This is a genomic window from Amycolatopsis regifaucium, assembly GCF_001613935.1.
In the GTDB taxonomy this organism is placed as follows: domain Bacteria; phylum Actinomycetota; class Actinomycetes; order Mycobacteriales; family Pseudonocardiaceae; genus Amycolatopsis; species Amycolatopsis regifaucium.
The window spans coordinates 266154-293021 of record NZ_LQCI01000009.1 but is presented as its reverse complement, the minus strand read 5'-3'; the positions used below and the strand labels follow the sequence as shown (position 1 = coordinate 293021).

At 69.0% G+C, this 26868-nt stretch carries 22 protein-coding genes; 20 read left to right on the top strand and 2 right to left on the bottom strand.

The annotated features are described in order from the left end of the window. The first annotated feature begins 2 nt into the window (after positions 1–2). Positions 3–614, top strand: a complete 612-nt coding sequence (locus AVL48_RS11255) for a MauE/DoxX family redox-associated membrane protein (RefSeq protein ID WP_061982538.1) — start codon at positions 3–5, stop codon at positions 612–614. Here the strand turns inward: AVL48_RS11255 and AVL48_RS11250 are convergent. Beyond that, entirely contained in the window at positions 574–1005 is a 432-nt protein-coding gene (locus AVL48_RS11250) for a VOC family protein (protein WP_061982539.1), read from the bottom strand. The genes AVL48_RS11255 and AVL48_RS11250 overlap by 41 nt on opposite strands. Positions 1006–1117: 112 nt before the next feature. Between AVL48_RS11250 and AVL48_RS11245 the strand changes: the two genes are divergently transcribed. The 19 genes from AVL48_RS11245 to AVL48_RS11155 all read left to right on the top strand — a co-directional run bounded on the left by AVL48_RS11245 (position 1118) and on the right by AVL48_RS11155 (position 26648). Next, positions 1118–1774: a GntR family transcriptional regulator gene (locus AVL48_RS11245; RefSeq protein ID WP_061982540.1), complete on the top strand. Its 657-nt coding sequence runs from the start codon at positions 1118–1120 to the stop codon at positions 1772–1774. Positions 1775–1900: 126 nt separating this feature from the next. Next, complete coding sequence (locus AVL48_RS11240) at positions 1901–3214, top strand: ABC transporter substrate-binding protein (RefSeq protein WP_061982541.1); 1314 nt, start codon at positions 1901–1903, stop codon at positions 3212–3214. After that, the gene (locus AVL48_RS11235; RefSeq protein ID WP_061982542.1) at positions 3214–4170 is read left to right on the top strand and encodes a carbohydrate ABC transporter permease; all 957 of its coding nucleotides are present in this window, start codon (positions 3214–3216) and stop codon (positions 4168–4170) included. The genes AVL48_RS11240 and AVL48_RS11235 overlap by 1 nt, the downstream gene beginning before the upstream one ends. Next, entirely contained in the window at positions 4163–5002 is an 840-nt protein-coding gene (locus tag AVL48_RS11230; RefSeq protein ID WP_061982543.1) for a carbohydrate ABC transporter permease, read from the top strand. Before AVL48_RS11235 ends, AVL48_RS11230 begins: the two co-directional genes overlap by 8 nt. A gap of 29 nt (positions 5003–5031) precedes the next feature. After that, positions 5032–6369, top strand: coding sequence for a GH1 family beta-glucosidase (locus AVL48_RS11225; RefSeq protein WP_061982544.1), 1338 nt, complete (start codon positions 5032–5034; stop codon positions 6367–6369). 123 nt (positions 6370–6492) lie between these two features. Continuing rightward, complete coding sequence (locus AVL48_RS11220; protein ID WP_061982545.1) at positions 6493–7968, top strand: amidohydrolase family protein; 1476 nt, start codon at positions 6493–6495, stop codon at positions 7966–7968. Continuing rightward, on the top strand, positions 7965–9107 hold the full coding sequence (locus AVL48_RS11215) for a M20 family metallopeptidase (RefSeq protein ID WP_061982546.1): 1143 nt from the start codon (positions 7965–7967) through the stop codon (positions 9105–9107). The genes AVL48_RS11220 and AVL48_RS11215 overlap by 4 nt, the downstream gene beginning before the upstream one ends. A gap of 31 nt (positions 9108–9138) precedes the next feature. Further along, positions 9139–10023, top strand: coding sequence for a hypothetical protein (locus AVL48_RS11210; protein ID WP_061982547.1), 885 nt, complete (start codon positions 9139–9141; stop codon positions 10021–10023). Beyond that, entirely contained in the window at positions 10020–11126 is a 1107-nt protein-coding gene (menC, locus tag AVL48_RS11205) for an o-succinylbenzoate synthase (protein WP_061982548.1), read from the top strand. Before AVL48_RS11210 ends, menC begins: the two co-directional genes overlap by 4 nt. Before the next feature lie 76 nt (positions 11127–11202). Beyond that, positions 11203–12876, top strand: a complete 1674-nt coding sequence (locus AVL48_RS11200) for a PucR family transcriptional regulator (RefSeq protein ID WP_061982549.1) — start codon at positions 11203–11205, stop codon at positions 12874–12876. A gap of 178 nt (positions 12877–13054) precedes the next feature. Beyond that, positions 13055–14314 carry an MFS transporter gene (locus AVL48_RS11195; protein WP_061982550.1) on the top strand — a complete coding sequence of 420 codons (1260 nt, stop codon included), beginning with the start codon at positions 13055–13057 and terminating at the stop codon, positions 14312–14314. 210 nt (positions 14315–14524) lie between these two features. After that, positions 14525–15436, top strand: coding sequence for a serine hydrolase (locus AVL48_RS11190; protein ID WP_061982551.1), 912 nt, complete (start codon positions 14525–14527; stop codon positions 15434–15436). Positions 15437–15557: 121 nt separating this feature from the next. Then, a complete protein-coding gene (locus tag AVL48_RS11185) occupies positions 15558–16946 on the top strand; it encodes a serine hydrolase domain-containing protein (RefSeq protein ID WP_061982552.1) in 1389 nt (462 codons plus the stop codon). Next, a complete protein-coding gene (locus AVL48_RS11180; RefSeq protein ID WP_061982553.1) occupies positions 16943–17845 on the top strand; it encodes a serine hydrolase in 903 nt (300 codons plus the stop codon). The genes AVL48_RS11185 and AVL48_RS11180 overlap by 4 nt, the downstream gene beginning before the upstream one ends. Before the next feature lie 9 nt (positions 17846–17854). Then, positions 17855–19453, top strand: coding sequence for an ABC transporter substrate-binding protein (locus AVL48_RS11175; RefSeq protein WP_061982554.1), 1599 nt, complete (start codon positions 17855–17857; stop codon positions 19451–19453). After that, on the top strand, positions 19453–20433 hold the full coding sequence (locus tag AVL48_RS11170; RefSeq protein WP_061982555.1) for an ABC transporter permease: 981 nt from the start codon (positions 19453–19455) through the stop codon (positions 20431–20433). The genes AVL48_RS11175 and AVL48_RS11170 overlap by 1 nt, the downstream gene beginning before the upstream one ends. A 1-nt stretch (position 20434) precedes the next feature. After that, positions 20435–22342 carry a dipeptide/oligopeptide/nickel ABC transporter permease/ATP-binding protein gene (locus AVL48_RS11165; RefSeq protein ID WP_061982556.1) on the top strand — a complete coding sequence of 636 codons (1908 nt, stop codon included), beginning with the start codon at positions 20435–20437 and terminating at the stop codon, positions 22340–22342. Further along, positions 22339–23331 (top strand): ABC transporter ATP-binding protein, encoded by a 993-nt coding sequence (locus tag AVL48_RS11160; protein WP_061982557.1) that lies wholly within the window; start codon positions 22339–22341, stop codon positions 23329–23331. The genes AVL48_RS11165 and AVL48_RS11160 overlap by 4 nt, the downstream gene beginning before the upstream one ends. Then, the gene (locus tag AVL48_RS11155; RefSeq protein ID WP_061982558.1) at positions 23328–26648 is read left to right on the top strand and encodes a serine hydrolase; all 3321 of its coding nucleotides are present in this window, start codon (positions 23328–23330) and stop codon (positions 26646–26648) included. The genes AVL48_RS11160 and AVL48_RS11155 overlap by 4 nt, the downstream gene beginning before the upstream one ends. Here AVL48_RS11155 and AVL48_RS11150 read toward each other — a convergent pair whose 3' ends face one another. Continuing rightward, entirely contained in the window at positions 26649–26843 is a 195-nt protein-coding gene (locus AVL48_RS11150; RefSeq protein ID WP_061982559.1) for a hypothetical protein, read from the bottom strand. Between the last annotated feature and the right edge of the window lie 25 nt (positions 26844–26868).

The window sequence follows — 26868 nt, the reverse complement described above, 5'->3', positions numbered from 1 at the left end:
GCATGGCCTACGTTTCCGTTTTCGCGTCTGCCCTTTGTGGACTCGTCCTGCTGATCTCCGCGGTCAGCAAGGTGCGGGGTAAGGCCGCGTATGCGGAGTTCGTGGCGTCGGTACCCGCGTTCGGGGTCCCCGCACGCTGGACACCGTTGTTCGCCAAGGTGACCGTGGCGGCGGAGTTCTTGATCGCGGCTTCGCTGATGCCGTCCGCCGCGTTGGCGGCCAGTGGTTCCGGGCGGTGGCTCGCGATGGCGGGGCTGGTACTCGCGGCCGGGTTGTTCGGCGTGCTGACCGCGGCGGTGTGGCGGGCGGTGGCACGCCGGACCGGTGCGGTGTGCCGCTGTTTCGGTCCGGCGCGCACGGTGCTCGCACACCGGCATGTGGTGCGAAACGCGCTCTTGCTGCTGGTCGCGCTGGCCGGTCTCGTCGCGATGTCGTACGTGTCCACTGTGGACGTCGCGGAGCCGGCCGCTGTCGTGCTCGCCGCCGCCGTGGGTGCCATCGGCGCGGTGGCGGTGGTGCGGTTCGACGACTTGGCCGACCTGTTCGCCGGGTCCGTCCCGCAGGGCGCGGGTGTCAGGCGGCGAAAACCCGCGAGTCGTCGGCGAACGCTTTGAATTCCAGCGCGTTGCCGGCCGGGTCCAGCAGGAACATCGTCCACTGTTCGCCGGTCTGCCCTTCGAAGCGGACATAGGGCTCGATGACGAACTGCGTCTTCGCCGCGCGCAGCCGATCGGCCAGCTTCCGGAACTCCGGCACGGTCAGGATCAGTCCGAAGTGGGGGACGGGCACGTCGTGCCCGTCGACAGGGTTGTGGATCCGCTGCGGCCGCTCCGGGGCGAGGTGGGTGACGAACTGGTGGCCGTGCAGATTCCAGTCGATCCACGTGGTGGAACTGCGGCCTTGTTCGAGGCCGAGGACGTCGCCGTAAAAGGTGCGCGCGGCGGCCAGATCGTCGACCGGCATGGCGAGGTGGAAGCGCGGGATCGGGGAGTCGAGGACGGTCATGGCGAGTAGATCCTTTCCGGCGGACAAGCATTTGTCGTAATGTTAACATTAAGACAATGCGGGGACGATGGCCCCGTCGCTACGATCGGGCGTTCCAGAGGAAGGATGTGCGATGAGCGAACCCGCCCGGGTGGTGCCGGCGCGTCGTCGTGGGCTGGCGGACGAGGTCGCCGACAGGGTCCGGGATGCCATCTTCGGTGGCGCCTACCCGCCGGGTGCGCAGTTGCGTGAAGTGGAACTCGCGGCCGCGCTCGGCGTCAGCCGCGGCCCGGTACGCGAAGCGCTGCTCAAGCTGGAGCGCGAGGGTTTGGTCCGCAGCGAATGGCATCGAGGCGCCCACGTCACGACCTTGTCCGATGTGGACGTCGCCGAACTCGACAGCCTTCGGTCGGCGCTGGAACAGCTCGCCGTCCGGTTGGTGGTCGCTTCCGCGTCGGACGCGGACCTGGCCGCGATCGACGAGGTCGTCGAGCGGATGGAGCGGGCGCGCGACGAGCACGAGATGGTGCGCTGCGACATCGACTTCCACGACGCGGTCTACGCGGCTTCCGGGCACCGGAGGCTCAATGAGGCGTGGCAGGCCATCCGGTCGCAGGTCCACCTGTTCCTCCTCGCCCGGATAGGCGTGAACTCCGAGGGGTACCTCGCGAACATCCCGGCGGAACACCGGCGGCTGGCGTCGGCTCTTCGTGCCCGCGACGGTGAGAAAGCCCTCGATCTCTTCGCCGCGCATCGCGGCCAGGCTCTCGACGTGCTCACTGGAAAATAGCGTGGCTCGAAGTGGCGTCAGGGCTTGACGGCGGGCTTGGCCACGGCTTAACTCAAGCCCTGAAATAAGGCGTGTCCCGTGTCACAAACGGGTATGCGGCTTGGCCACTCACCCCGAGGACCATCGATGCGAATCGGAAAGATCGCTCCCGCGCTCGTCCTGGCGCTGGCTGCCGCCACCACGACGGCGTGCGGCGGCGGCGACACGTCGTCCGGCGTTCCCAAGGAGCTCGTGTACTGGGCGTCCAACCAGGGCACCAGTCTCGACAACGACAAGGCCGTCCTGCAGCCCGAACTCGACAAGTTCGAGAAGGCCTCCGGGATCAAGGTCAAGCTCGAGGTCGTCCCGTGGACGGATCTGCTCAACCGAATCCTCGCGGCCACCACCTCCGGCAAGGGCCCGGACGTGCTCAACATCGGCAACACCTGGTCGGCTTCGCTTCAGTCGACCGGGGCCTTCCTGCCGTTCGACGACGCCGCGCTGGAAAAGGTCGGGGGCAAGTCGCGTTTCCTCGGTCCGTCGCTGGCGGCCACCGGGGCGAGCGGTCAGCCGCCGGTCGGCGTACCGCTCTACGGTCAGGCGTACGGCCTGTACTACAACAAGAAGCTCTTCTCCGAGGCCGGGATCGCCAAGCCGCCCGCCACGTGGGAGGAACTCGTAGAGGACGGCAAGAAGCTCACCAAGCCCGACAAGGGCCAGTGGGGCCTGTCGCTCCAAGCGGGTCAAGTCACGGAGAACAGCCATCACGCGGCGATCCTCGGCGCCCAGCAGGGCGCGCAGTTCTTCACCCCCGACGGCAAGCCGCAGCTGGCTTCGGATCGTTCGGTCGCGGCCGTGCGGCAGTTCGTCGACCTGATGCAGAAGGACAAGATCGTCAACCCGTCCAACGCGGAGTACGCCGACACCGCCAAGTCGCTCAAGGACCTGTCGGACGGCAAGGCCGCGATGTTCATGAACCAGGCGTCCGCCGGCTCGTTCAAGAACATCGGGATGGACATGGCCAACCTCGGTGTCGCGCCGATCCCGCTGCCCGCCGCCGCGCCGCCGAACGGCCGGAAGGTGACCAGCTTCGTCGCCGGTATCAACATGTCGGTGTTCAAGAACACCAAAAACCCCGACGCCGCACTGGACTTCGTGAAGTTCATGGTTTCGGCACCGGAGCAGGCACTGCTCAACAAGACCTATGGTTCGCTTCCGACCGTCCAGGACGCCTACAGCGACGCGGCGTTCCAGACCGAGGACGTCAAGGTCTTCCAGAGCGTGCTCGCGAACTCGGCCGAACCGATGCCGCAGGTTCCGCAGGAGTCGCAGTTCGAGACCCTGATCGGCACCGCGATGAAGACGATGTTCGCGGACGTCGCGGCCGGCAAACCGGTCGACGACGCGAAAATCCGGGATCAGCTGAACCAGGCGGACCAGCAGATCGCGGCCGGTAGTTGATGCCGACCACGCTCGATGACGCCCCGGCCGTGAAAGCGGCCGGGGTGCCGAAACCCCAGCGCGTCCGGCGCGGACGGCGCCGGGTCGCGCTGCCGTATCTGCTGCTGCTTCCCGCGATCCTGCTCGAACTGCTCGTCCACCTGATCCCGATGGTGGCCGGGCTCGTGATGAGCTTCTTCAAGCTGACGCAGTTCTCGATCCGGGACTTCTCGTCCGCCCCGGCGGCGGGACTGGACAACTACAAGTTCGTCCTGGACTTCAACTCCGCGGCGGGAAAGGCGCTGCTCGGCTCGTTCTGGATCAGCGTCGTCTACACCGTTCTCTCGGTCGGGTTCTGCTGGCTCTTCGGGACTTCGGCCGCCGTGCTGATGCAGAAGAACTTCCGCGGCCGCGGAGTGCTCAGGACCCTGTTCCTAATGCCGTACGCGCTGCCGATGTACGCGGCGGTGATCACCTGGTCCTTCATGTTCCAGCGCGACACCGGACTGGTGAACAGTCTGCTGGGCACCGATTCCTTCTGGCTGATCGGGGACAACAGCTTCTGGTCGCTGGTGGTCGTCTCGGTGTGGCGCAACTGGCCCTTCGCGTTCCTGATCGTCATGGCGGGACTGCAGAACATCCCCGGCGAACTCTACGAGGCCGCCGCGATCGACGGCGCGGGCTGGTGGCGGCAGTTCCAGGCGATCACCCAGCCGATGCTGCGGCCGGTCAACCAGGTCCTGCTGCTGGTGCTGTTCCTGTGGACCTTCAACGACTTCAACACGCCGTATGTCCTGTTCGGAGCGTCCGCCCCGAAGGAGGCGTCACTGATCTCGATCCACATCTATCAGAGTTCCTTCGTGACCTGGAACTTCGGCCTCGGCTCGGCGATGTCGGTGCTGTTGCTGCTGTTCCTCTTGATCGTCAGCACCGTCTGTTTAGGACTGACCTCGCGGAGGAGGAAAGCCGTTGTCTGAGCCTCGCTGGGTCCCGTGGGCCCGCCGCTTCGTCCTCGGCTTCCTCGCCCTGTTCACCTTGGTGCCGCTCTACGCGATGGTTTCGTCGTCGCTGAAGCCGCTCGGGGACGTGCAGGGCGAATGGGAGTGGATCCCGACGACGCTGACCATCCAGCCGTTCTTCGACATCTGGGAGACCATCCCACTCGCCGAGTACTTCGCGAACAGCCTGATCATCTCCGGCTCGGCGGCGATCCTCTCGGTCGTGATCGCGATCTTCGCGGCCTACGCACTGAGCCGATTCCGGTTCCGGGGCAAGAACTTCTTCAAGATGACCGTGTTGTCCACGCAGATGTTCCCCGGCATCCTGTTCCTGCTGCCGCTGTTCCTCATCTTCGTCAACATCGGCAACACCACCGGCATCGTGCTGTACGGCTCCCGGCTCGGCTTGATCGTCACCTATCTGACCTTCTCGCTACCGTTCGCCATCTGGATGCTCGCCGGCTACATCGACTCGATCCCCAAGGAACTCGACGAGGCGGCGATGGTCGACGGCACCGGGCCGCTCGGCGCGCTGATCCGGGTGGTCATCCCGGCCGCCATGCCGGGCATCGTCGCGGTGGGGATCTACTCGTTCATGACGGCCTGGGGCGAGGTCCTGTTCGCGTCGGTGATGACCGACTCCGGCACGCGAACCCTCGCTGTCGGCCTCCAGGAGTACTCCACCCAGGTCCAGGTCTACTGGAACCAGGTGATGGCCGCCTCGCTCATCGTCTCCGTCCCGGTCGTCGCCGGATTCCTTCTGCTCCAGCGCTATCTCGTCGCCGGGCTCACCGCGGGCGCCGTCAAATGACGCGCCGTTCCCGTACAGAGAGGTCTGCCTTGAACCTGCACCTTCCCGCCGATTTCCTGTGGGGTGCGGCCACCGCCGCGTACCAGGTCGAAGGCGCCGTCGACGTCGACGGCCGCCTCCCGTCCATCTGGGACGACTTCGTCCGGGTCCCGGGTGCCGTCCTGAACGGTGACACCGCCGACGTGGCGTGCGACCACTACCGGCGCTGGCCGGAGGATCTCGAGATCATGAAGCGGCTCGGGCTGGACGCCTACCGGTTCTCGGTCGCGTGGCCGCGGGTGATCCCCACCGGTCGCGGCGAGGTCAACGCGCTCGGCCTCGACCACTACGACCGGCTCGTCGACGCGCTGCTCGAAGCGGAGATCCGGCCGTTCGCCACGCTGTTCCACTGGGACCTGCCCTCGGCGCTGCAGGCGAACGGCGGCTGGCCCGAGCGCGACACCGCCAACGCCTATGCCGAGTACGCGGCCGTCGTCGCGGCTCGGCTGGGTGACCGGGTGAAAGACTGGAACACCGTGAACGAGCCGCTGTGCTCGGCCTGGCTCGGCTACCTCGAAGGCCGGTTCGCCCCCGGGATCAAGAATCTCAAGCAGGCGATCCACGCGTCGCACCATCTCCTGCTCGCGCACGGTCTCGGCGTACAGGCGATCACCGCGAACGCGGCCGAGCCGGCCAACGTCGGTCTGGTGCTCAACCTCAGCGGAATCGAACCCGCGTCCGACTCCCCCGAAGACGTCGAGGCGGCCGCCCGGATGGACGGCCACGTCAACCGCTGGTGGCTCGACCCGGCGAACGGGCGCGGCTACCCGGCGGACATGATCGAGGCGTACGGGGTCGAGCCGCCCGTGGTCGGCGACGACCTCGAGGTGATCTCGACCCCGGTCGGCTACCACGGGTTGAACTACTACTTCCGGCAGATCGTCGAGGACGACCCGCACGGCCCCGCGCCGCGTGCCCGGCAGGTGCCGGTCGAGGGGGCCGCCACCACCGCGATGGGCTGGGAGATCCACGGGCAGGGCCTCGCGGACCTGATCCACCGCCTCGCCAACGAGTACGGCGCGCGCGCCATCTACGTCACCGAGAGCGGAGCCGCCTTCGACGACAAGGTCGCCGAGGACGGTTCGATCCACGACGCCGACCGCATCGCCTACCTGGAAGAACACCTGGGAGCGGTGGCGGGAGCGGCCGAGGCGGGTGCGCCGGTCAAAGGCTATTTCGCCTGGTCGCTGCTCGACAACTTCGAATGGGACAGCGGGCTGAGCAAACGGTTCGGGCTCGTGCGGGTCGACTACGACACCCAGGTCCGCACGGTGAAGGCGAGCGGTTACCGCTACGCGGAGATCATCGCCGAGCACCGGGCTCGCTGAACGTCGAGCGGGGTTCGTGCGGGCGGATGGATCCGGTGTCCCGGATTCGTCGCCCGCTACGAACGGACGTCCTCCGAAACCTCCTAGGGTCGCCTTCAACGAGGCGATCCTAGGAGGCGAAGCATGCGGACACTCTTGCGTGGCGGTCGTGTCATCGACCCGGCGACGGGGTTCGACGGCACGGCCGACGTGCTGGTGACGGACGGGGTGGTCACCGCCGTGGGGGAGGGTCTGCCGTCGGAAGCGGGGGACACGGAGATCGACGTCTCCGGCCTCGTCGTCGGCCCCGGTTTCATCGACCTGCACAGTCACGTGCACACCATCGCGGGCCAGCGGCTGCAGGCGATGGACGGGGTCACGACCGCGCTCGACCTCGAAGCCGGGCTTATGCCGATCGAGCGAGCCTACGCCGAGGCCGCCGCGGCGGGACGTCCGCTGCACTACGGTTTCTCCGCGTCGTGGGGCTCCGCGAGGGCCCAGGTGCTGGCCGGGATCGAGCCCGACGCCAACATCGACAGCGGGCTCGCGGTGCTCGGGAACCCGTCCTGGCAAAGGTCTTCCTCGCCGAAGGAGCTGGCGGCCTGGCTGTCCCTCGTGGAGGGTGAGCTGGCCGCGGGCGCGCTCGGTGTCGGCGTGTTGCTCGGCTACGCGCCCCTGACGGACCCGGGTGAGTTCCTGGCGCTCGCCCGGCTCGCCAAGGAGGCCGGGGCGCCGACCTACACCCACGTCCGCGAACTGGTCGAAGTGGACCCGGCGACCCCTGTCGACGGCTCGGAGGAGATCGCGATCGTCGCGGCCGAGACCGGCGCGGCCATGCATCACTGCCATGTCAACAGCACGTCCGGCCATCAGATCGACCGCGTGCTCACCGCGCTGGAGGCGAGCCGTTCGGCCGGGTCACGGGTGACCGTCGAGGCGTATCCGTACGGCGCGGGCAGCACGGGGATCGGCGCGGCCTTCCTGTCGCCGGAGCGGCTGAAGATGAAGGGGCTCTCGCCGTCCAGTGTGATCATGCTGGAGTCGGGGGAGCGGATCGCCGACGAGGGCCGTCTGCTGCAGGTCCGCGAGGAGGAGCCGGGAGCGCCGTGCATCCTGGAGTTCCTCGACGAAAGCAATCCCCGCGACCTCGAACTGCTGCGCCAGGCGCTCGTCTTCCCGGACGCCATCGTCGCCAGCGACGCGCTGCCGGTGTACTGGAAGAACGGCACCAGCGAAAGTACCGAATGGCCGTTGCCGCCCGGTGGTGCGACACATCCGCGGACAGCCGGGACGTATGCCAAGACCTTGCGGCTGATGGTGCGCGAGAGCAAGGCGTGGACCTGGCTCGAGGCGTTCCGGCGCTGCTCCTATCTGCCGGCGCGCGTCCTCGACGAGGTCGCCCCCGCCGCGCGGGCCAAGGGCAGGCTCGACGTCGGAGCGGACGCCGACATCGTCGTCCTCGACCCGAACACCATCACCGACGCGGCCACCTACTTCGATTCGACGAGGCCTTCGGTCGGTGTCCGTCATTTGTTCGTTTCGGGCGTTCCTGTCGTCACCGACGGCAACCTGCGCACCGACGCGTTCCCCGGCAAGCCGCTGCGCGGTGAACCGCGATGAGCGAATTGCTCGCCGACATCGAGACGCTCGTCCGCTGCGAGTCCCCGTCGTCGGATCACGACGCCGTGGCCCGCAGTGCCGAAGTCGTCGCGGGGCTGGGCCGGAGGGTGCTGGGAGCCGACCCGGAACGGATCGTCATCGACGGGGTCACCCATCTGCGATGGCGCTTCGGTGACGGGCCGACGCGCGTGCTGCTCCTCGGTCACCACGACACGGTGTGGCCGCACGGTTCACTGGAGACCCATCCGTTTTCCGTGCGGGACGGCGTGTTGCGCGGTCCCGGCTGCTTCGACATGAAGGCCGGGGTGGTGATGGCGCTGCACGCCGCCGCGGTCGTCCCCGATCGCGCCGGACTGTCCATTTTGGTCACCGGAGACGAGGAGCTCGGCTCGCCGTCGTCGCGCGCCCTGATCGAGGAAACGGCGGCGGGCTGTGACGCGGCGTTCGTACTGGAGGCTTCGGCCGACGGCGGTGCGCTGAAATGCCGTCGCAAAGGCGTTTCGCACTACCAGGTCGAGGTGACCGGTCGCGCGGCGCACGCCGGGCTCGAACCGGAGAAGGGGGTCAACGCGGGGATCGAGATAGCGCACCAGATCCTCGCGGTGGCCGCGCTCGCCGACCCGGAAAGCGGGACCAGCGTGACCCCCACCGTCGTCTCGGCGGGAACGACGGTCAACACCGTCCCCGCCGCCGCGAAGGTCGAGGTCGACGTCCGCGTCTGGAACGAGGCCGAGCAACTCCGGGTCGACCGGGCGATGCGAGACCTCCGCCCGGTTCTGGAGGACGCCGTCGTCCGGGTCACCGGCGGGATCAACCGGCCGCCGCTGGAAGAAGGCTCCTCGTCGGAGTTGTTCGCGCTGGCCCGGCAACTGTCGGACGAACTCGGTCTCGGTGAACTGACCGCCGCGTCCGTCGGCGGCGCCTCGGACGGCAATTACACCGCGGGGATGGGGGTGCCCACCCTCGACGGTCTCGGCGCCGTCGGCGGCGGAGCTCACGCGGATCACGAACACGTCGTCGTCGCGGAGCTGCCGCGGCGCACCGCCTTGCTGGCCGCACTCGTGGAAAACGTCCTCGCGAAGCGGGGTCCGTCCGGCGCGACGAATCCCGCGGGCGAATCTGGTACGGCACGACGGTGACTCGGCCACCGGGCCGGGAAAGGATTGTCCCGTGACGAATCTTGCGACGAATACGGAAAGCCTGGCCTCGGCCGAGGTGCGCGACGAAGCCGTCGCCGCCGCTCGGGCCGCGGCCGTGGCTTCGGGCGTCGAAATCCGCGAACTCACCGAAATCGCCGATCTGGCCGCCGTCGTGGACCTGTTCGAATCGATCTGGAAGTCCGCGCCCGGTGCCCGCCCGGTGAGCACGGAGCTGCTCCGGGCGATGTCCACGGCCGGGAACTACGTCGCGGGCGCGTTCGAACACGGCGAACTCCTGGGCGCCTGCTTCGGTTTCTTCGGAAACCCAGGGAAAGCGAGCCTGCACAGTCACATCGCCGGGGTCGCCAAAGCGGGCGTGGGCCGGGGGATCGGCCACGCCCTCAAGCTGCACCAGCGCGGTTGGGCACTGCTTCAGGACGTCTCGGTGATCACCTGGACCTTCGATCCGCTGGTGCGGCGCAACGCCTATTTCAACCTGGGGAAGCTCGGCGCGCGCCCCATCGGCTACCTGCCCGACTTCTACGGTCCGATGGAGGACAGCATCAACGGTTCGGGCGACACCGACCGGCTGATGGTCGGCTGGGACCTGGCGAGTCCGGAGGTCCGCGCCGCCGCCCTCGGTGAACCCGTCCTGATCGACGCGGGCGCACTGGGCGCGGCCAAGGCGCTCTCGATCGACGCCGACGGCGGTCCGCTCGTCGGTCCCACCGACACACCGACCGTGCTCGTCGCCGTCCCGTCCGACGTCGAACGGTTACGCCGCACCGATCCCGGTCGCGGCAACGCGTGGCGTGTCGCCCTGCGCGAAGTCCTCGGCGGACTGATGGCGGACAACGCCAAGGTCGCCGGTTTCGATCGTGCCGGCTGGTACGTGATCTCGAAGGAGCAGTCGTGAAACTCAGCGGTGTGGAACTGCGCCGGGTCCGGATGCCGCTCGTGGCCCCGTTCCGGACGTCGTTCGGGACGCAGGCCGAGCGGGAGCTGCTGCTCGTCCGCGCGGTGACCCCGGCAGGCGAGGGCTGGGGCGAATGCGTGGCGATGGAGGCGCCGCTCTACTCGTCGGAGTACAACGACGCCGCCGAACACGTGCTGCGGAACCATCTGATCCCGGCATTGCTGGCCGCCGATGACCTCACCGCGCACAAGGTGACGCCGCTGCTGGCGAAGTTCAAGGGGCACCGGATGGCGAAGGCCGCGCTGGAGATGGCGGTGCTCGACGCCGAACTCCGGGCGCACGACCGGTCCTTCGCCGCCGAGCTGGGCTCCACTCGCGACTTCGTCGCCTGCGGGGTGTCGGTCGGCATCATGGACTCCCTTCCGCAGCTGCTCGACGTCGTCGGCGGATACCTCGACGAGGGCTACGTGCGCATCAAGCTGAAGATCGAACCCGGCTGGGACGTCGAGCCCGTCCGCCAGGTGCGGGAGCGCTTCGGTGACGACGTGTTGCTGCAGGTGGACGCGAACACCGCGTACACCCTCGGTGACGCGCCACTGCTGGCCAGGCTGGACCCGTTCGACCTCCTCTTGATCGAGCAGCCGCTCGAGGAGGAGGACGTCCTCGGGCACGCCGAACTGGCCAAGCGCATCCGGACGCCGATCTGCCTCGACGAGTCGATCGTTTCGGCGAGGGCCGCCGCCGACGCGATCACGCTGGGCGCTTGCCAGATCGTCAACATCAAACCGGGCCGGGTCGGCGGCTACCTGGAAGCCCGCCGGGTGCACGACGTCTGCGCGGCGCACGGGGTCGCGGTCTGGTGCGGCGGGATGATCGAGACCGGCCTCGGGCGGGCGGCCAACGTCGCACTCGCCTCACTGCCGGGCTTCACGCTCCCCGGCGACACCTCGGCGTCCGGCCGGTTCTACCGCACGGACATCACCGAGCCGTTCGTGCTCGAATCCGGTCACCTGCCGGTGCCGACCGGCCCGGGCCTCGGGGTGACTCCGATTCCAGACCTGCTGGATGAGGTCACGAGAACGAAAACGTGGATAGATTCGTAGCGTGCTACGAATTCCGGGGCTAGATTTGGTCGGATCGAACCAGTCGGTTCGGGGAGGCCGGGTTTAACTTCGGGGGGTGCTGACACCGGTGCCCAGTAAGCCGCATACGAGTTTGGGACGCGTCCTCGAAGACCTCGGGGACGTGCTCCTGGAGCCGGTCGCGGTCGGCAGGACCACCCGCAAGCAGCTCGGCGGGGTGGTCATCCACGATCCGCACGACGAGTCGGAATTTCCCGCCTCCGCCGTCGTGCTCGGCGTCGGGGTGCGGGAGCACGACGAGGTCGTCCGCCTTCTGCACGACGTGGGTGCGAGGGGTGCGGCGGCGCTCGTCGTCCGGTCTCCCGTCACCCCGACGCCGGAACTCCGGCGCGTCGCTGACTCGACCGGGGTCGCCCTGCTCGGCCTCGCCAGCGGCGCTTCGTGGGCCCAGCTCGCCGCGATGCTGAGGACCTTGCTCGCGGAGGGCGACGTCGGCGAGGTCTCACCACAGACGCTCGGCGGAATGCCCTCGGGTGATCTTTTCGCCCTCGCCAACGCCATCGCCGCGCTGCTCGACGCGCCGGTGACCATCGAGGACCGCAACTCACGGGTCCTCGCCTTCTCCGGGCGCCAGGACGAAGCGGACCCATCGCGGGTCGAGACCATCCTCGGCAGGCAGGTACCGGAGCGGTTCACCCGCAACCTCGAACGGGACGGCATCTTCGAGAAGCTGTACCGCGAGCACACGCCCGTGTACGTCGACCCGCAACGCTACGACGCGCACGAGATCGTGATCCCGCGCGTGGCGCTCGCCGTCCGCGCCGGCGACGAGGTCCTGGGGTCGATCTGGGCGGCGATCCGGGAACCGCTCAGCGAGGAACGGACCCAGGCACTGATCGACGCCGCCAAACTCGTCGCGTTGCACATGCTCCGGCTGCGTGCGGGCGCCGACGTCGAACGACGGCTGCGCGCGGACCTGGTGAGCACCGCGCTCGAAGGCGGTGCCGCCGCACCGGAGGCCATCGCCCGGCTCGGTCTGCTCGGCCAGCCGTCGATCGTGCTCGCGATGGGCCTGCTCGGGGCGCCGAGCCCGGACGACGATCTCCGGCTGGTCGCGGACCGCCAGCGGGTCGCCGACGCGCTCGCCATGCACCTCAGCGCCGTCCAGCCACGCTCCGCCGTCGCCCTCGTCGGCGACGTCGCCTACGGCATCGTCCCGATGCCGGGCAGCCAAGCCGACTGTCAGGAGCGCTCGATCCGGGTCGCGTCGACCTTCCTGGAGCGCACCGGACGCCGGGCGGCGGCCGCGATCGGCATCGGACCGCTCGCGCTCGACGGCTCCGGCCTGCGTGCCTCGCGGGACGGCGCCGACCGCGCGTTGCGGGTGCTGCTCACCAACGGCGGCGCCAAACGCGTCGCGACCGTGGAGGACGTCCACGTCGACGCGCTCATGCTGGAGCTGGCCGACCTGGCCGCGGCGAGGGGAGACGTCGCGACCGGGCCCGTCGCGCGGCTGCTCGCCTACGACGCCCAGCATCAGTCGCAGCTGGTGCACACCCTCAGGTGCTGGCTGGACGCGTTCGGGGACATCGGTGCCGCGTCGGCCGCGGCCTACGTCCACCCCAACACTTTCCGCTACCGGTTGCGACGGCTGGCCGAGGTCGGCGAGATCGACCTCGACGACGCGGGGGAGCGGTTCGCCGCCATGCTGCAACTGCGGCTGCTGCCTCGCGACGCGCGGACGGGGCCGCCCGCCATCGAAGGGTCTTGACCTCCGGCCGAGGTTGGTCATCCCGGCCGGAAAGCCCGCCGGATGTTCGTGGGATCGAACCAACTCTCCCGCTCACCCGCTGTTCAAAATAAGTGATCGGCGCGACACCGGAGACGGCATCCGGTCCCGACAGCGTGCGTCGTTCTCCTTCTCTCCCAACGGTTTCGGCGGAGGCGTGATGGCGACAGTGGTCAACGAGGACACCTGGACGGCGCGGCGGATCAACCGGACGGCGGTCATCACCATGGTGGTGATGGTGTTCGCCTGGTCGGTCGACTACATCGATCGGTTCTCCATCGGGATGGCGCTGCCGATGATCGGCGCCGAGTTCGACCTCAGCAAGACCCAGCAGGGCTGGCTCGTGACCGTGTTCGCCCTGGTCTACATGATCTGCCAGATCCCGGCCGGCTTCCTCGCCGACCGCTACGGCTCCCGTGGTCCGATGCTGGTCACGTTGCTGCTCTGGTCGGTGTTCACCGCGATGACCGGGATGGCGGGCACCTTCGGGATGCTGCTCGTGGTCCGCGGGCTTTTCGGGGTGTGCCAAGGACTTTTCCCGGCAGCGTCGTTCAAGGCGATCGCGGAGCGGACGACTCCCGCCAACCGGGCGACCGTCACCGGCGTGATGCTTTCAGCGGGCGGCATCGGCGCGGGGCTGGCGCCGTTGATCGTCGGGCCGTTGCTGATGGCCATCGGCTGGCGGCACACCTTCTTCTGGATGGCGGGGATCGGCGCGCTGATCGGCGTCGTGGTCTGGGCGATCCTGCCCAAGGCTCTGCCGAAGTCGCTCAGCAGTCTCCCCCTCGACGAGGCGAAGACGCCTGAGGTGTCCCGCAAGCAGGTGCTGAAATCCCCGGTGATCTGGAAGTTCACCCTGCTGTTCTGCGTCACCAACATGCTCAACTACGGGATGATCACCTGGGTGCCCAGCTACCTGCTGGAGTCGCGGGGGCTGTCGTTGAGCCAGACCGGGGTACTCGCCGCGATCCCGATGCTGGTGAGCATCGGCACGACCATCCTCGGCGGCTGGCTGTTCGACCGATACTTCCACGACCACGGCCGCTGGTACCTCGGGTCCATCGCGATGGTGACCGTGGTGCTGCTGACGCTCATGGTGAACGCGGACAGCACAGCCGAATTCACCCTCTACGAGACGCTCGCCCTCGCGGTCTTCGGCATGGCGACGATGGCCGTCTTCGGCCTTCCGCTGCGGGTGCTTCCCACGGCGGTCACCGGGATCGGCATGGGGGTGATGAACTTCGGCGGCCAGGTGGCCGGCGCGGTCGCCCCGGTCGCGATGGGCTGGCTCGCGGACACCTTCTCCTACACCGCCGCGTTCGGTTTCCTCATCGGCACCACCCTGATCACCGCCGTGATGGCGTTCTGGGTACCGCAGACGCCCGAGCAGTTCACCTTCTCCACGGAAAGTCCTAAGTAGACGGACCTTCGGTACAGGTGGCCGTGAGTGGCGATTCGGGTGAGACCGCCGCCCGTTTCACACCTTGATCAAGCTCGTGCCGACCGGCAACCCGCACCCGCCCCCACACCAGTGGGTAACCAACCCTTGGTTAGCACCCGAATCGCCACTCACGACCAACCCAGCCCGTCCGTCACCTGCGCCCTCCCCCCACCCTCAGACAGGAGCGCCATGCCCACCGCGTCCGAAGTCGTCGAAACGATCAACGACCGTGCCGAGGAGGTGGGGGTTCGCGTCCGGTTGCACGCGGCCGAGATCGACGGCACGCGGCGGATCGGCATCGACGCGGACACCCCGGTCGTCACGGCGTCGGTGTTCAAGGTGCCGGTCGCGCTGGAGCTGGCCAGGCAGGCCGCCGAAGGCGAACTCGACCTCGGCGAGCGGATCACTGTCGTCCCGGGGCATCCCACGCCGAGCCCGTACGGACTGGCGACGTTCCGGCACGAGGTGACGATGTCCTGGCACGATCTCGCGATCCTGATGATCGGGATCAGTGACAACGTCGCCACGGATCTGATTCTCGACCGCGTCGGGCCGGAAGCGACCGGGGAAACCTTGCGGCGACTCGGTTTCGAGCACACCATCGTGTCGCAGGACTGCGGTGAGATCCTCGGCGGCATCGGCGAGGACCTCGGGATTTCCTACGAAGACGACGAAAGGTTGCTGGCGGAGCTTCCGATGGAGAAGCTCACCGCGTTGCGCGCGCTGCAACCGGCGCACACCTGCGCCACGACCGCCGAGGAGATCACCCGGCTGCTCACGCTGATCTGGCGTGACGAGGCGGCGTCGCCCGCCGCGTGCGCGGACGTCCGGCGCTGGCTGGAACTCCAGGTGTGGCCGCACCGGCTGCGATCCGGGTTCCCGGACGACGGGATCCGCGTGAGCGGCAAGACCGGGACGCTGCCGTCGGTGCGTAACGAAGTCGGTGTTGTCGAGTACCCGGATGGGGGCCGTTACGCGGTAGGGATTTTCACCGACGCCGTCGACGGGCGGTCGCGAGTGCCGGAGCGGGACGCGTTCATCGGTTTCGCCGCGGCGCGGGCGGTCGAATGGCTCAGGCTTCCGGGGACCGGAAGCGAATGATTCGTCGGCGCGGATGAATTTTCCCGCCGCTCTCGTCGTCCCGCACGAACCGGTGACGCCCGTCACCGTCCTAGCATTCCGGGAACCGCCGGACCACACCTTTCCACGGACGAGGACGCCCATGTCGAAACTTTCCGAAATCGATGTCTGGCTCGAACAGAACCTTCCGGCCCTGCTGGCCGAACACCAGGTACCCGGTGCGGCGATCGCGGTCTTCGCCAACGGTGAGGTCGTCGACCACGCGGCCGGCGTGCTGAACAAGAGCACCGGCGTCGAGTCCACTGTGGACTCCGTCTTCCAGATCGGCTCGATCACCAAGGTGTGGACGACCACCCTCGCGATGCAGCTCGTCGACGAGGGGCGACTGGACCTCGACGAGCCGGTGCGCTCCTACCTTCCCGAGTTCGTCCTCTCCGACGAAGACGCCGCGTCGCGGATCACTGTGCGGCAGCTGACCTGTCACACCTCCGGCTTCGAAGGGGACATCTTCACCGACACCGGTCAGGGAGACGACTGCGTCGCGAAGCTCGTGGCTACGTTGTCCGACGTTCCCCAGCTGTTCGGCCCCGGAGAGATGTTCTCCTACAACAACGCCGGATACTGCGTGCTCGGCAGGATCATCGAGGTCCTGCGCGGCAAGTCCTACGACGAGTGCCTGCGTGACCACCTGTTCACCCCGCTGGGCCTGACTCACGCGGCGGCCGGGCCCTATGACGCGATCCGCTACCGCGCCGCGATCGGCCACCTCCAGGCGACGCCGGACGACGAGCCGGTCGCGGCGCCCGTCTGGGCGCTCACCCGGTCGAACAGCCCCGCCGGCTCGCACCTCGCGATGCGCCCGCGCGACCTGCTGACCTTCGCGCGGATGCACCTGAACGAGGGCCGGGCCGACGACGGCACCCAGGTGCTGGAGCCCGAGACCGTCCGCGCCATGTGGGCACGCCAGGTCGAACTGCCCTATCTCGGCCTGATGGGCGGGGCGTGGGGACTCGGCTGGATGATCTTCGACTGGGCGGGCGGCCCGGTGATCGGCCACGACGGTGGCACCATCGGCCAGTCGGCGTTCCTGCGGGTGGTGCCGGGCAGCAACGTCGCGGTGGCCCTGCTGACCAACGGCGGTAAACCACTGCACCTCTATCTGGACATCTTCCGGAAGGTGCTGGGCGAGCTGGCCGGCGTCGAGGTCCCGTCGCTGCCCGAACCGAACGCCGCCGAGACCCCGGCCGACCCGTCGCGGTTCGTCGGCGAGTACTCCTCGCAGGTCTCGGACATCGTCGTGAGCCAGGACGAAGACGGCGACCTGTGGCTGGAACGCACGCCGAAGGGGGCGTTCGCCGACCTCGGCGGCGCGCCGGAGAAGAGCAGGCTCCACGGCTACAAGGGCGACACCCTGGTGGCCGAACACGACGGGCTGGGCCTGCACCTGCCACACGCGTTCGTCGGCGACGACGGCAGCGGGCGGGCGCTGTTCGTCCACACGGGACGCGCCGACCGGCGGGTGAGCCGATGACCGGAATCGGCGGCGAGATCGAGGCTGTCTTCGCGAACGCGGGTGCCCGCGGTTTCGTGCACGCGCGGGAGGTCGGCGTCGCGGGCGGGCCCGAAGTCGCCGTCGGCGCGGACGATCCGGTCGTGCTGGCCTCGGTGTTCAAGATCCCGGTGGCGGTCGCCTTCGCGCGCGAGGTGGCCGCGGGCAGGCTCGACGAGACCGAGCGGACCCGCGTCACCGCGCGGTACCGGATCGGCGGGGTCGGCACCGCCGGTTGCGCCGACGACGTCGAGATGAGCTGGCGCGACCTGGCGCATTTCATGCTGACGATGAGCGACAACGCCGCGACCGACCTGATCTATCACCGGATCGGGCAGGCCGCGATCGATCAGGTGCTCACCGACCTGGACCTCACCAGGACGCGGTTGATCGGCTGCTGCGAGGACCTGTTCGCCTCGGTGATCGCCGACCTCGGCGCGAAGCCGGACGACGATCTGGAAGCCCTCTTCGCCGCGGCCACCGAGGAACAGCAGTGGAAGCTCGCGGTGGTCGACCCGGAACGCACGACGTCGTCGACCCCGCGCGAAATCACCACGTTGCTCGACGCCATCTGGACCGACCGAGCGGGTGACCCGGCCGCCTGCGAACGGGTGCGGACGATCATGGCCCAGCAGATCTGGCCGCACCGGATCTCGTCCGGCTTCCCCGCGGAAGTCGCGATCGCGGCGAAGACCGGCACGCTGCCCTCGGTCCGTAACGAAGCGGGGGTGGTGACCCATGTGGACGGTCGCCGCTTCGCCGTCGCGGTGTTCACCCGTGCCGATTCCCTCGACGACCGCTTGCCCGCGGTCGATTCCGCCATCGGAGAGGCCGCCCGCCTCGCCGTCGAACACCTTCGCGCGCAGTCCGTGACCCAGTAGGAGAACCCCATGAAGAATGCCCGGCTCACCGCCGCGATCGCGACCGTGGTGGCCATGACCGTGAGCGCGTGCGGGGGGACGTCGCAATCCGGACAGGACCGGACCGCGAACCAGAAACCGGTGGAAGGCAAGACCTTCATCATGGGGATACCCACCGATCCCGGAGCGCTGGACCCGGCGATGACCGTGCTGGCGACCGCGCTGGAAATCGGCCGCTACCTCTACGACAGCCTGATCAACCTCGACGAGACCGGCAAACCGATCGCGGGGCTCGCCGAAAAGTGGGAGGCCACCACGACCACGGCGTCCTTCACCTTGCGGAACGGGATCACCTGCGACGACGGTACGCCGCTGACCGCGAGCGACGTGGCGGCGAACATCGGGTTCATCGGCGATCCCGCGAACAAGTCGCCGATGGCCGGGCTCGCGATCGCGCCGGGTACCAAGGCGACCGCGGACGACGCGGCCAGGAAGGTCACCATCGCCAGCGGGGCGCCGGACGCGTTCCTGTTGCGCAACGCGGGCGGCCTGCCGATCGTCTGCGGCAAGGGTGTCACCGACCGGCAGGCGCTGGCCAAGGGGAAGTACGGCACCGGCATGTACACCATGACCGAGATCGTGCCGAACGACCACTACACGCTCACCCGCCGGAAGGACTACGCGTGGGGACCGGGGGAGTGGCAGCGTGAGCAGCCCGGACTGCCGGAGAAGGTGGTCTTCCGGGTCATCCAGAACACCACGACCGCCGCGAACCTGCTGCTGTCCGGTGAACTGAACGGCGCCAGGATCACGGGTCAGGACCAGCAGCGCCTGCGCGCCCAGAAGCTGTACCACGGCGAACAGGTCGTGCCGATGGGCGAAATGTTCTTCAACCAGGCGCCCGGTCGCGCCGGCGCCGATCAGGCCGTCCGCCGCGCGCTGGTGCAGGCACTCGACCTGGCCCAGATCGGCAAGGTGCTCACCGGTGGCGCCGGGGCGCCCAGCCAGGGAATGATCACCACCGAACCCAGGGCGTGCACCGGTGACGCGGTGGGCGGAAAACTTCCCGCGTTCGACGTCGCCGCCGCCAAGGCGGGTTTCGACGCGGCGGGCTGGAAACCGGGAGCGGACGGTGTCCGGGTCAAGGACGGAAAGCGGCTCGCGCTGACTGCCGTCTACGGCACCCAGGTGGGGCCGACGATGGCGCCCGCCGCCGAGCTGATGCAGCAGTCCTGGAAGGCCGCCGGCGCGGAGGTCACGCTCAAGGGCCTCGACAGTCCGGGCATCAGCCAGGTGCTCTTCAACACCGGGGAGTGGGACATCTCGCTCGCGCCGGTGACGCTGTTGCTGCCGAGCCAGGCCGTTCCGTTCGTCTCGGGGCCGAAACCGCCCGCCGGCACGAACTTCGCGCATATCGAGAACGAGCGGTACACGGCGCAGGCCGCGCAGGCGGCGCAGATGCCGGGTGACACCGGCTGCGCGACGTGGCTCGCGGCGGAAACGGCGCTCATCGAGCGGCTGGACGTCGTGCCCTACGTCAACTCGGTCATCCCGACCTTCGGCAGCAACGCGCGGTTCAAGGTCAGTTTCGGTTCGGTCGAGCCGTCGTCGATCCGGATGTACGGCTGATGGCGGTCGCGGTCGCCCCGGCGGGATTGCGCGGCAATCCCTGGCTCTCGTTCGCGGTCCGCCGCCTCGGCAGGTTCGCTGTCTCGCTGTGGGTCCTGGTCACCACGGCGTTCCTGATGCTCCAGCTGGTCCCCGGCGACCCGGTGCGGGCGGCGCTCGGCCTGACCGCTCCGGTGGAGCTGGTGAACGCGCGGCGGGAGGCCCTGGGCCTGAACGATCCGCTGTGGCTGCAATACGTCCACTACGTCGGCGGGTTGTTCTCCGGTGATTTCGGGACGTCGATGACGAGTGGGCAGCCGGTCTCCGAGGTGATCGGGGACCGGCTGCCCGCCACCCTTCAGCTGGCACTGCCCGCGTTCGCGGTGGTCATCGGCGTGGCGATCCCGCTCGGTGTGCTGTTCGCCGTGCTGACCCGCGGCGGCAGGCGGCGTGGTGGTGAACTGGCCTTCACCACCACGACCGTCCTGCTCGCGGCCGTTCCGGAGTTCCTGCTCGCGGTCGCGCTGGTCGCGTTCTTCGCGGTTCAGCTCGGCTGGTTCCCGGTGGCGGGGAGCGAGGGCGCGGGTTCGCTCGTGCTCCCGGTGATCGCGCTGGCGCTCGGCCCGGCGTCGGTGCTCTCCCGCATCGTACGAGTGGAGACCCTTTCGGTGCTGGGCAACGACTTCATCCGCACCGCGCGGGCGAAACGATTGCCTGCCCGGCTGGTCTACCTCCGGCACGCGCTGCCGAACGCGCTGACCGCGACGCTGACCATGGGCGGGCTGATGCTGACCGGGATGGTCGCCGGGACGGTGCTGGTGGAGAACGTGTTCGCCTGGCCCGGCCTCGGTTCGACCATCGCGCAGTCGATCCTGCAGAAGGACTACCCATTGGTGCAGGGAATCGTGCTGGTCTACGGCATCGGTGTCCTGCTGGTGAATCTGACGGTGGACGTGCTGCTGGCCGTCCTCGACCCGCGTTCGACGATCCGGGAGAGCTGAAATGGTGAATCGGCGCGCGAAATGGGTCGCGGCCCTGCGTACCCCGGTCGGCGCGTTCGCGGCGGCCCTGCTGGTCCTGGTGGTCGCGCTCGCGGTGCTGGCCCCGATCCTGTGGCACGACAACGCCTTCGAGATCGACACCGAAGCGATCGGCCAAGGACCGTCGGCGGCGCACTGGCTGGGGACCGACGACCTCGGTCGCGACATCCTGTTCCGGGCGCTGGTGGCCACCCGGCTGTCGGTGCTGCTGGCGGTACTCGCGACCGTGATCGGGGTGGTGTCGGGGATCGTCCTCGGCACGCTGCCGTCACTGCTGCCGCGTCCGGCCGCGCGGCTGGTCACCTCCGCGGTGAACATCGCGGTCGCGTTCCCCGGACTGCTGCTGGTGTTGTTCTTCTCCGTCATCTTCGGGGTCGGGACCCATGGTGCGGTGCTGGCCGTCGGCTTCGCGCTGGCGCCGTCGTTCGCCCGGCTGGCCCAGACACTGTCGGCTTCCGTGGCGGGCCAGGACTTCGTGTCCGCCGCGCGGATCTCCGGCGTCGGCCGGATCCGCCTGCTGGTGCGGCACATCCTGCCCAACATCGGCGAACCGCTGGTGGTGAACGCGACCATCGGCGCCGGTTCCGCACTGCTGGCGTTCTCGGGGCTGTCGTTCCTCGGCATCGGTGTACAGGCGCCGGATTACGACTGGGGACGGCTGCTCGGCGAAGGGCTCAACGGGATCTACATCAATCCGGCGGCCGCGCTCGCGCCGGGGGTCGCGGTGGTCCTGGCCGGCCTCGCCTTCAACCTGGTGGGGGAGACGGTCGCCGGGGTGATCGGCGTCCGCACCGGACTGCGGAAGCTCGCGCCGCGGCCGGTTCCCCCGGCGCGGGAGGACCTCGTGCGGGAAGGCGACGACGACGCCGTGCTGGTGGTGGAGAACCTCCAGGTCGCCTTCCCCCGCCCCGCGGGCTGGACCGTCCCGGTGCGCGGGGTGAGTTTCACCGTCCGCGCCGGCGAGGCGATCGGTGTCGTCGGCGAGTCGGGCTCGGGGAAGAGCCTGACCGGGCTCGCGGTGTCACGGCTGGTCGAAGCGCCGGCCGTGGTCACCGCGGACCGGCTCGAATTCGCCGGGAAGCCGGTGCTGACGACGCCGGAGCGGGAACTGCGCGGTCTGCTCGGCACCTCGCTGGCGATGGTGTTCCAGGACCCGATGACGTCGTTCAACCCGACCAAGCGGATCGGGCGGCAGCTGGCGGAGGTGTCCGAACAACACCAGGGCCTGCCGCGCGCCAAGGCGTTCGCCCGGGCCGTGGACCGGCTGCGCGCGGTGCGGATCCCGGCCGCCGAACGGCGTGCCCGGCAGTATCCGCACGAGTTCTCCGGCGGGATGCGGCAGCGCGCGATGATCGGTATGGGTCTGATGGGCGATCCCCGGCTGATCATCGCCGACGAACCGACCACGGCGCTCGACGTCACCGTGCAGCGGCAGCTGCTGCGGCTGCTGGCGCGGACCAGGGCCGAGCGGAACACGGCGATCATCCTGATCAGCCACGACATCGCGGTCGTTTCGCAGACGTGTGAGCGGATGCTGGTCATGTACGCGGGCCGGGTGGTGGAGGACCTGCCGTCGGCAGGCACGCCAAGGCATCCGTACACGCGGGCCCTGCTGGCGGCGACACTCGACCTCGAGACCGATCGAGACGCGCCGCTGGCGGTGATCCCCGGCCGTCCGCCGGAACCGGATCGCGTCCCCACCGGATGCGCCTTCGCCGACCGATGTCCCGCGGTGACCGATCGGTGCCGCCTCGAAGACCCGGTACTGGAGCCGATGACACCCGAGCACCGCGTCGCCTGCTGGAATCCGCACGAGACGTCGCTTTCCCAGCCCGCCAAGGAAACCGTGACCGCCGGAGGTGCGGAATGAGCGACCTCGTCTTCGACGCGGTGAGCGTCCGGTACGGCGGGAGACGCGGTCTCACCGCGGTCGACCACGTCGGACTGACCGTCCCTTCCGGACAGGTCGTCGGGCTCGTTGGCGAATCGGGTTCGGGGAAGTCGACACTGGCCCGTGCCGCCGTCGGACTCTCACCGATCAGCTCCGGACGGGTCCTGCTCGGCGGAATCGACGTCCGGAAACTGCCCCGGCGCCGCCCGCTGCAGATGGTGTTCCAGGACCCGTATTCCTCTTTGGACCCTCGGATGAGCATCGGGGAGTCCATTACCGAAGCGATTCCGCCCGGCGTTCTTTCCGGCCGCGCCGCCCGCCGGGACGAGGTCGCGCGGCTGCTGGAACTGGTCAACCTCGACCCGGATCGCGCCGCCCACCTGCCGGGGCAGCTCTCCGGCGGCCAACGGCAACGAGTGGCGCTCGCCCGCGCGCTGGCCGGGCGGCCGGAGGTGCTGATCGCGGACGAGATCACCTCCGCGCTCGACGTCTCGGTGCAGGGCGCGGTGCTCAACCTCGTCCGGGACGTGCAACGACGGCTCGGCCTGTCGATGCTGTTCATCTCCCACAACCTCGCCGTCGTGCGCTATCTCAGCGACATCGTCGCCGTGATGTACCTCGGCCGGATCGTCGAAGCAGGCCCGGCGGAACAGGTGCTCGGCGATCCGCGGCATCCCTACACCCGCGACCTGCTCGCGGCGGCGCCTTCCGCCCACACCTCGCTGTTCGACACCGGCACGGACGAGGCGACCGCCGACGTCGAACCGGCCGACCCGCACCACCCGCCGAGCGGCTGCCGCTACCACACGCGCTGTCCGGTCGGGCCGCTCGTGCGCGCCGACCGCGACCTCTGCCTGCAGCGGGATCCCACCGACGACGCGGCACACCGACGTCACTCGGCGGCCTGCCACTTCAGTGAAACCGAGAGCCACCAGCCCGCGATCTCCCGAGGAGCCAGCGCATCATGACCCGACGTCTCGAACTCGACGACCTGTACGAAATCGCCGTCCCGAGCCAACCTTCGCTGTCCCCGGACGGCGATCGGATCGTGTACGTCGTACGCACCGCGGACCGCGACGAGGACCGGAACGTGGACACGCTCTGGGAGGTCGGCGCCACCACCGGGGAAGCCCGGCAGCTCACGCGCGGAACCACCGACGTCGCGCCGGCCTGGGCGCCGGACGGCTCGCGGATCGCGTTCCTGCGGGCACAGGACGGTCCGCCGCAGGTGTGGTTCCTGCCGTCGTCGGGCGGGGAGGCCGAGCGGATCACCGAACTCCCGCTCGGCGCAGGCGCTCCGGTGTGGAGCCCGGACGGCGGCAAGATCGCGTTCTCGGCCGCGGTCGACCTCGCGGGCGAGGAAGCCGCGTCGAACGCCCCGGTGGTGGCGGAGCGGCTGGACTTCAAGGCCGACGGCGCCGGGCTGATCAAGACCGTCCGCAAACATCTGCACCTCCTCGACGTCGCCACGAAGGAAGTCCGGCAGGTCACCTTCGGCGATTGGCACGCCGGTGATCCGACCTGGTCGCCCGATGGCACCCACCTGGCGTTCTCCGCCGGACGCGACTCCGACGCCGACTTGACCTTCCGATCCGGCGCCTACGTCCTCGACGTCACCCTGAAGTCTTCCGAACCGCGGTTGATCGGCTCCGGTGACGGCATGGCCGGTCCGGTCAGCTGGGTCGCCGACGGCAGCGCGCTCCTGGTGGTCGGCAGGCGGGACACCGAGGTCGGCCACCTCGGCCTGCTGCGGATCCCGCTCGACGGCGGGGACACGGTCGAGTTGACGGCGTCCCTCGACCGCAACGTGATGGCCGGCGGCGCCGGCTATCCGGGCGCGCTCCCGAAGCTGGCCGCGGACGGCGGTTCGGTGCTGTTCGGGCTCCGCGATCGCGGTTGCACCCACCTGTACAAAGTGGACACCGGCGGTGGAGATCCGCAAGCCGTCCTCGCGGGCGCCGATCGTGTCGTGTCCGGAATGGACAGTGCGGGTGGCCGGGTGGTGGTCGTCCTCGCCACGAACACCTCGTTCGGCGAGATCGCGGTCGTCGACCCGGCCACCGGTGCCGTCGACGTGCGCACCCGGCACGGCGCCTCGGTCGACGACGTCGAGTTCTTCCGCCACGAGGAACGGGAATTCACCATCGGCGACGGCACCGTCGTCCACGGCTGGCTGCTGCGCGATCCGGCGAGGACCGGCGCCGCACCGTTGCTGCTCGACATCCACGGCGGACCGCACAACGCCTGGAACGGCGCGGCCGACGCGATCCACCTCTACCATCAGGCACTCGCCGCCCGAGGCTGGGCGGTGCTGCTGCTCAACCCGCGAGGCAGCGACGGCTACGGCGAGGACTTCTACACGGGCGCCGTCGGGGAGTGGGGTCTCGCCGACGCACGTGATTTCCTCGAACCGCTGGATCAGCTGGTCGCCGAGGGGATCGCCGACGCGGACCGGCTGGCCGTGGCGGGTTACAGCTACGGCGGGTTCATGACCTGCTACCTGACCAGCCGCGACCATCGCTTCGTCGCCGCCGTCGCCGGTGGCGTGGTCAGCGACCTGACCAGCATGGAGGGAACGTCCGACGCCGGGCACTATCTGGCCGTCCGTGAGCTCGGTGGCCGCTCCCCGGAAAAGAACTACGCACAGCTCTCGCCTTTCGCGCAGGTCACGGCGGTCCGGACGCCGACGCTGCTCATCCAGGGCGCGGAGGACGAGCGGTGCCCGGTCGGTCAGGCCGAGCAGTGGTTCAGCGCCCTGCGTGCGCGCGGTGTCCCGTCCCGGCTGGTGCTGTACCCGGGTGGCTCGCACCTGTTCATCCTCGACGGTCCGCCCTCGCACCGCCTCGACTTCAACCGCCGTGTCTTCGAGTGGGTCGAGCAGTACGCGGCGCCGGCGGACGGGGTGTCGCGGGTACCGATCGACGCGGCGCACTGGCGTCGGCGTCTTGCCGAACTGGCGCGCAAGTACCGCGTCCCAGGTGCGGCGCTGGGCATCACGCGGATCGGCGATGACGCGGAGGCACACGTCACCTACGGTGTGCTGAGCACGGCGACCGGGGTCGAGGTCACCGAGGAGTCGGTGTTCCAGATCGGCTCGGTGTCGAAGGTGTGGACCTCGACCGTGGTGATGCAACTGGTCGACGACGGGCTCCTCGACCTGGACTCGCCGATCTCCGACGTCGTTCCCGAACTGCGGCTGGCCGATCCGGACGTCGCGAAGCAGGTGACCATGCGGCATCTGCTGACGCACACCAGCGGGATCGACGGCGACGTCTTCACCGACACCGGCCGCGGGGACGACTGCCTCGAACGCTACGTCGAAATCCTCGACCAGGCCGGGCAGAACCACCCGCTCGGAGCGACCTTTTCCTATTGCAACTCGGGTTTCGTGCTCATGGGCAGGGTGATCGAGAAACTCACCGGGCTGACCTGGGACGCGGCGATGCGAGAAAAGCTGTTCGCGCCACTCGGCCTCACCCACACCGTGACCCTGCCCGAGGAAGCACTGATGTTCCGCGCGGCCGTCGGTCACGTCACCGAGGGCGACGAAGAGCCCAAGCCCGCACCCATCTGGGGCCTGCCCCGGAACATGGGCCCCGCCGGGCTGATCACCGCAACGACCAAGGACGTGCTCCGGTTCGCCCGGTTGCACCTGACCGGCGGTCTCACCCCGTCGGGGGAGCGCATCCTGACGACGGCGTCCGCCACCGCCATGGCCGAGAAGCAGACCGATATCCCCGACAAGCACTCACTCGGGGACTCCTGGGGCCTCGGCTGGATCCGGGACGAATGGAGCGGACGGCGGGTCATCGGCCACGACGGCAACACGATCGGGCAGTCGGCGTTCCTGCGGCTGCTGCCCGATCAAGGACTCGCCGTCACCCTGCTCACCAATGGCGGCAACACCCGCGACCTGTATGTGGAGCTGTACCGGGAGATCTTCGCCGAGCTGGCGGACGTGGCGATGCCGAAGCCGATCGAGCCGCCCGCGACCCCGGTCACGGTCGACGCTTCGAGGCACGTCGGTGTCTACGAGCGGGCCGGGGTGCTGATGGAGGTTTTGGCCGAGGAAGACGGAATCCGGTTGCGACAGACCGCCACGGGACCGCTGGCCGAACTCCTGCCGGAGAAGACGATGGAGTTCGACCTGGTCCCGGTGACGGACTCGCTCTTCGTCTGCCGCGAGCCGGGGGCACGGACGTGGATGCCGGTCACCTTCTACACGTTGCCGACCGGTGAGCCGTACCTGCACTTCGGGGTACGCGCGACGCCGAAAATTTCTTAGTCACGCCTTGCGGCGCGAGACGGCGCGGCCGATCAAGAGCACGATACAGATGATCGCGACGGCGCCCGCGATCATCCGGAGGGTGTAATCCATCCCCGCGAACTGGCCGATCCCGTTCGCGGCCGCACTGACGAGGAGGACTAGCCAGAGGGAGGTGGTGACCAGTACGCCGCTTGCCTTTTTGGTGTCGTTCATGGGAAAGACGTTAGAGATCGGCGTG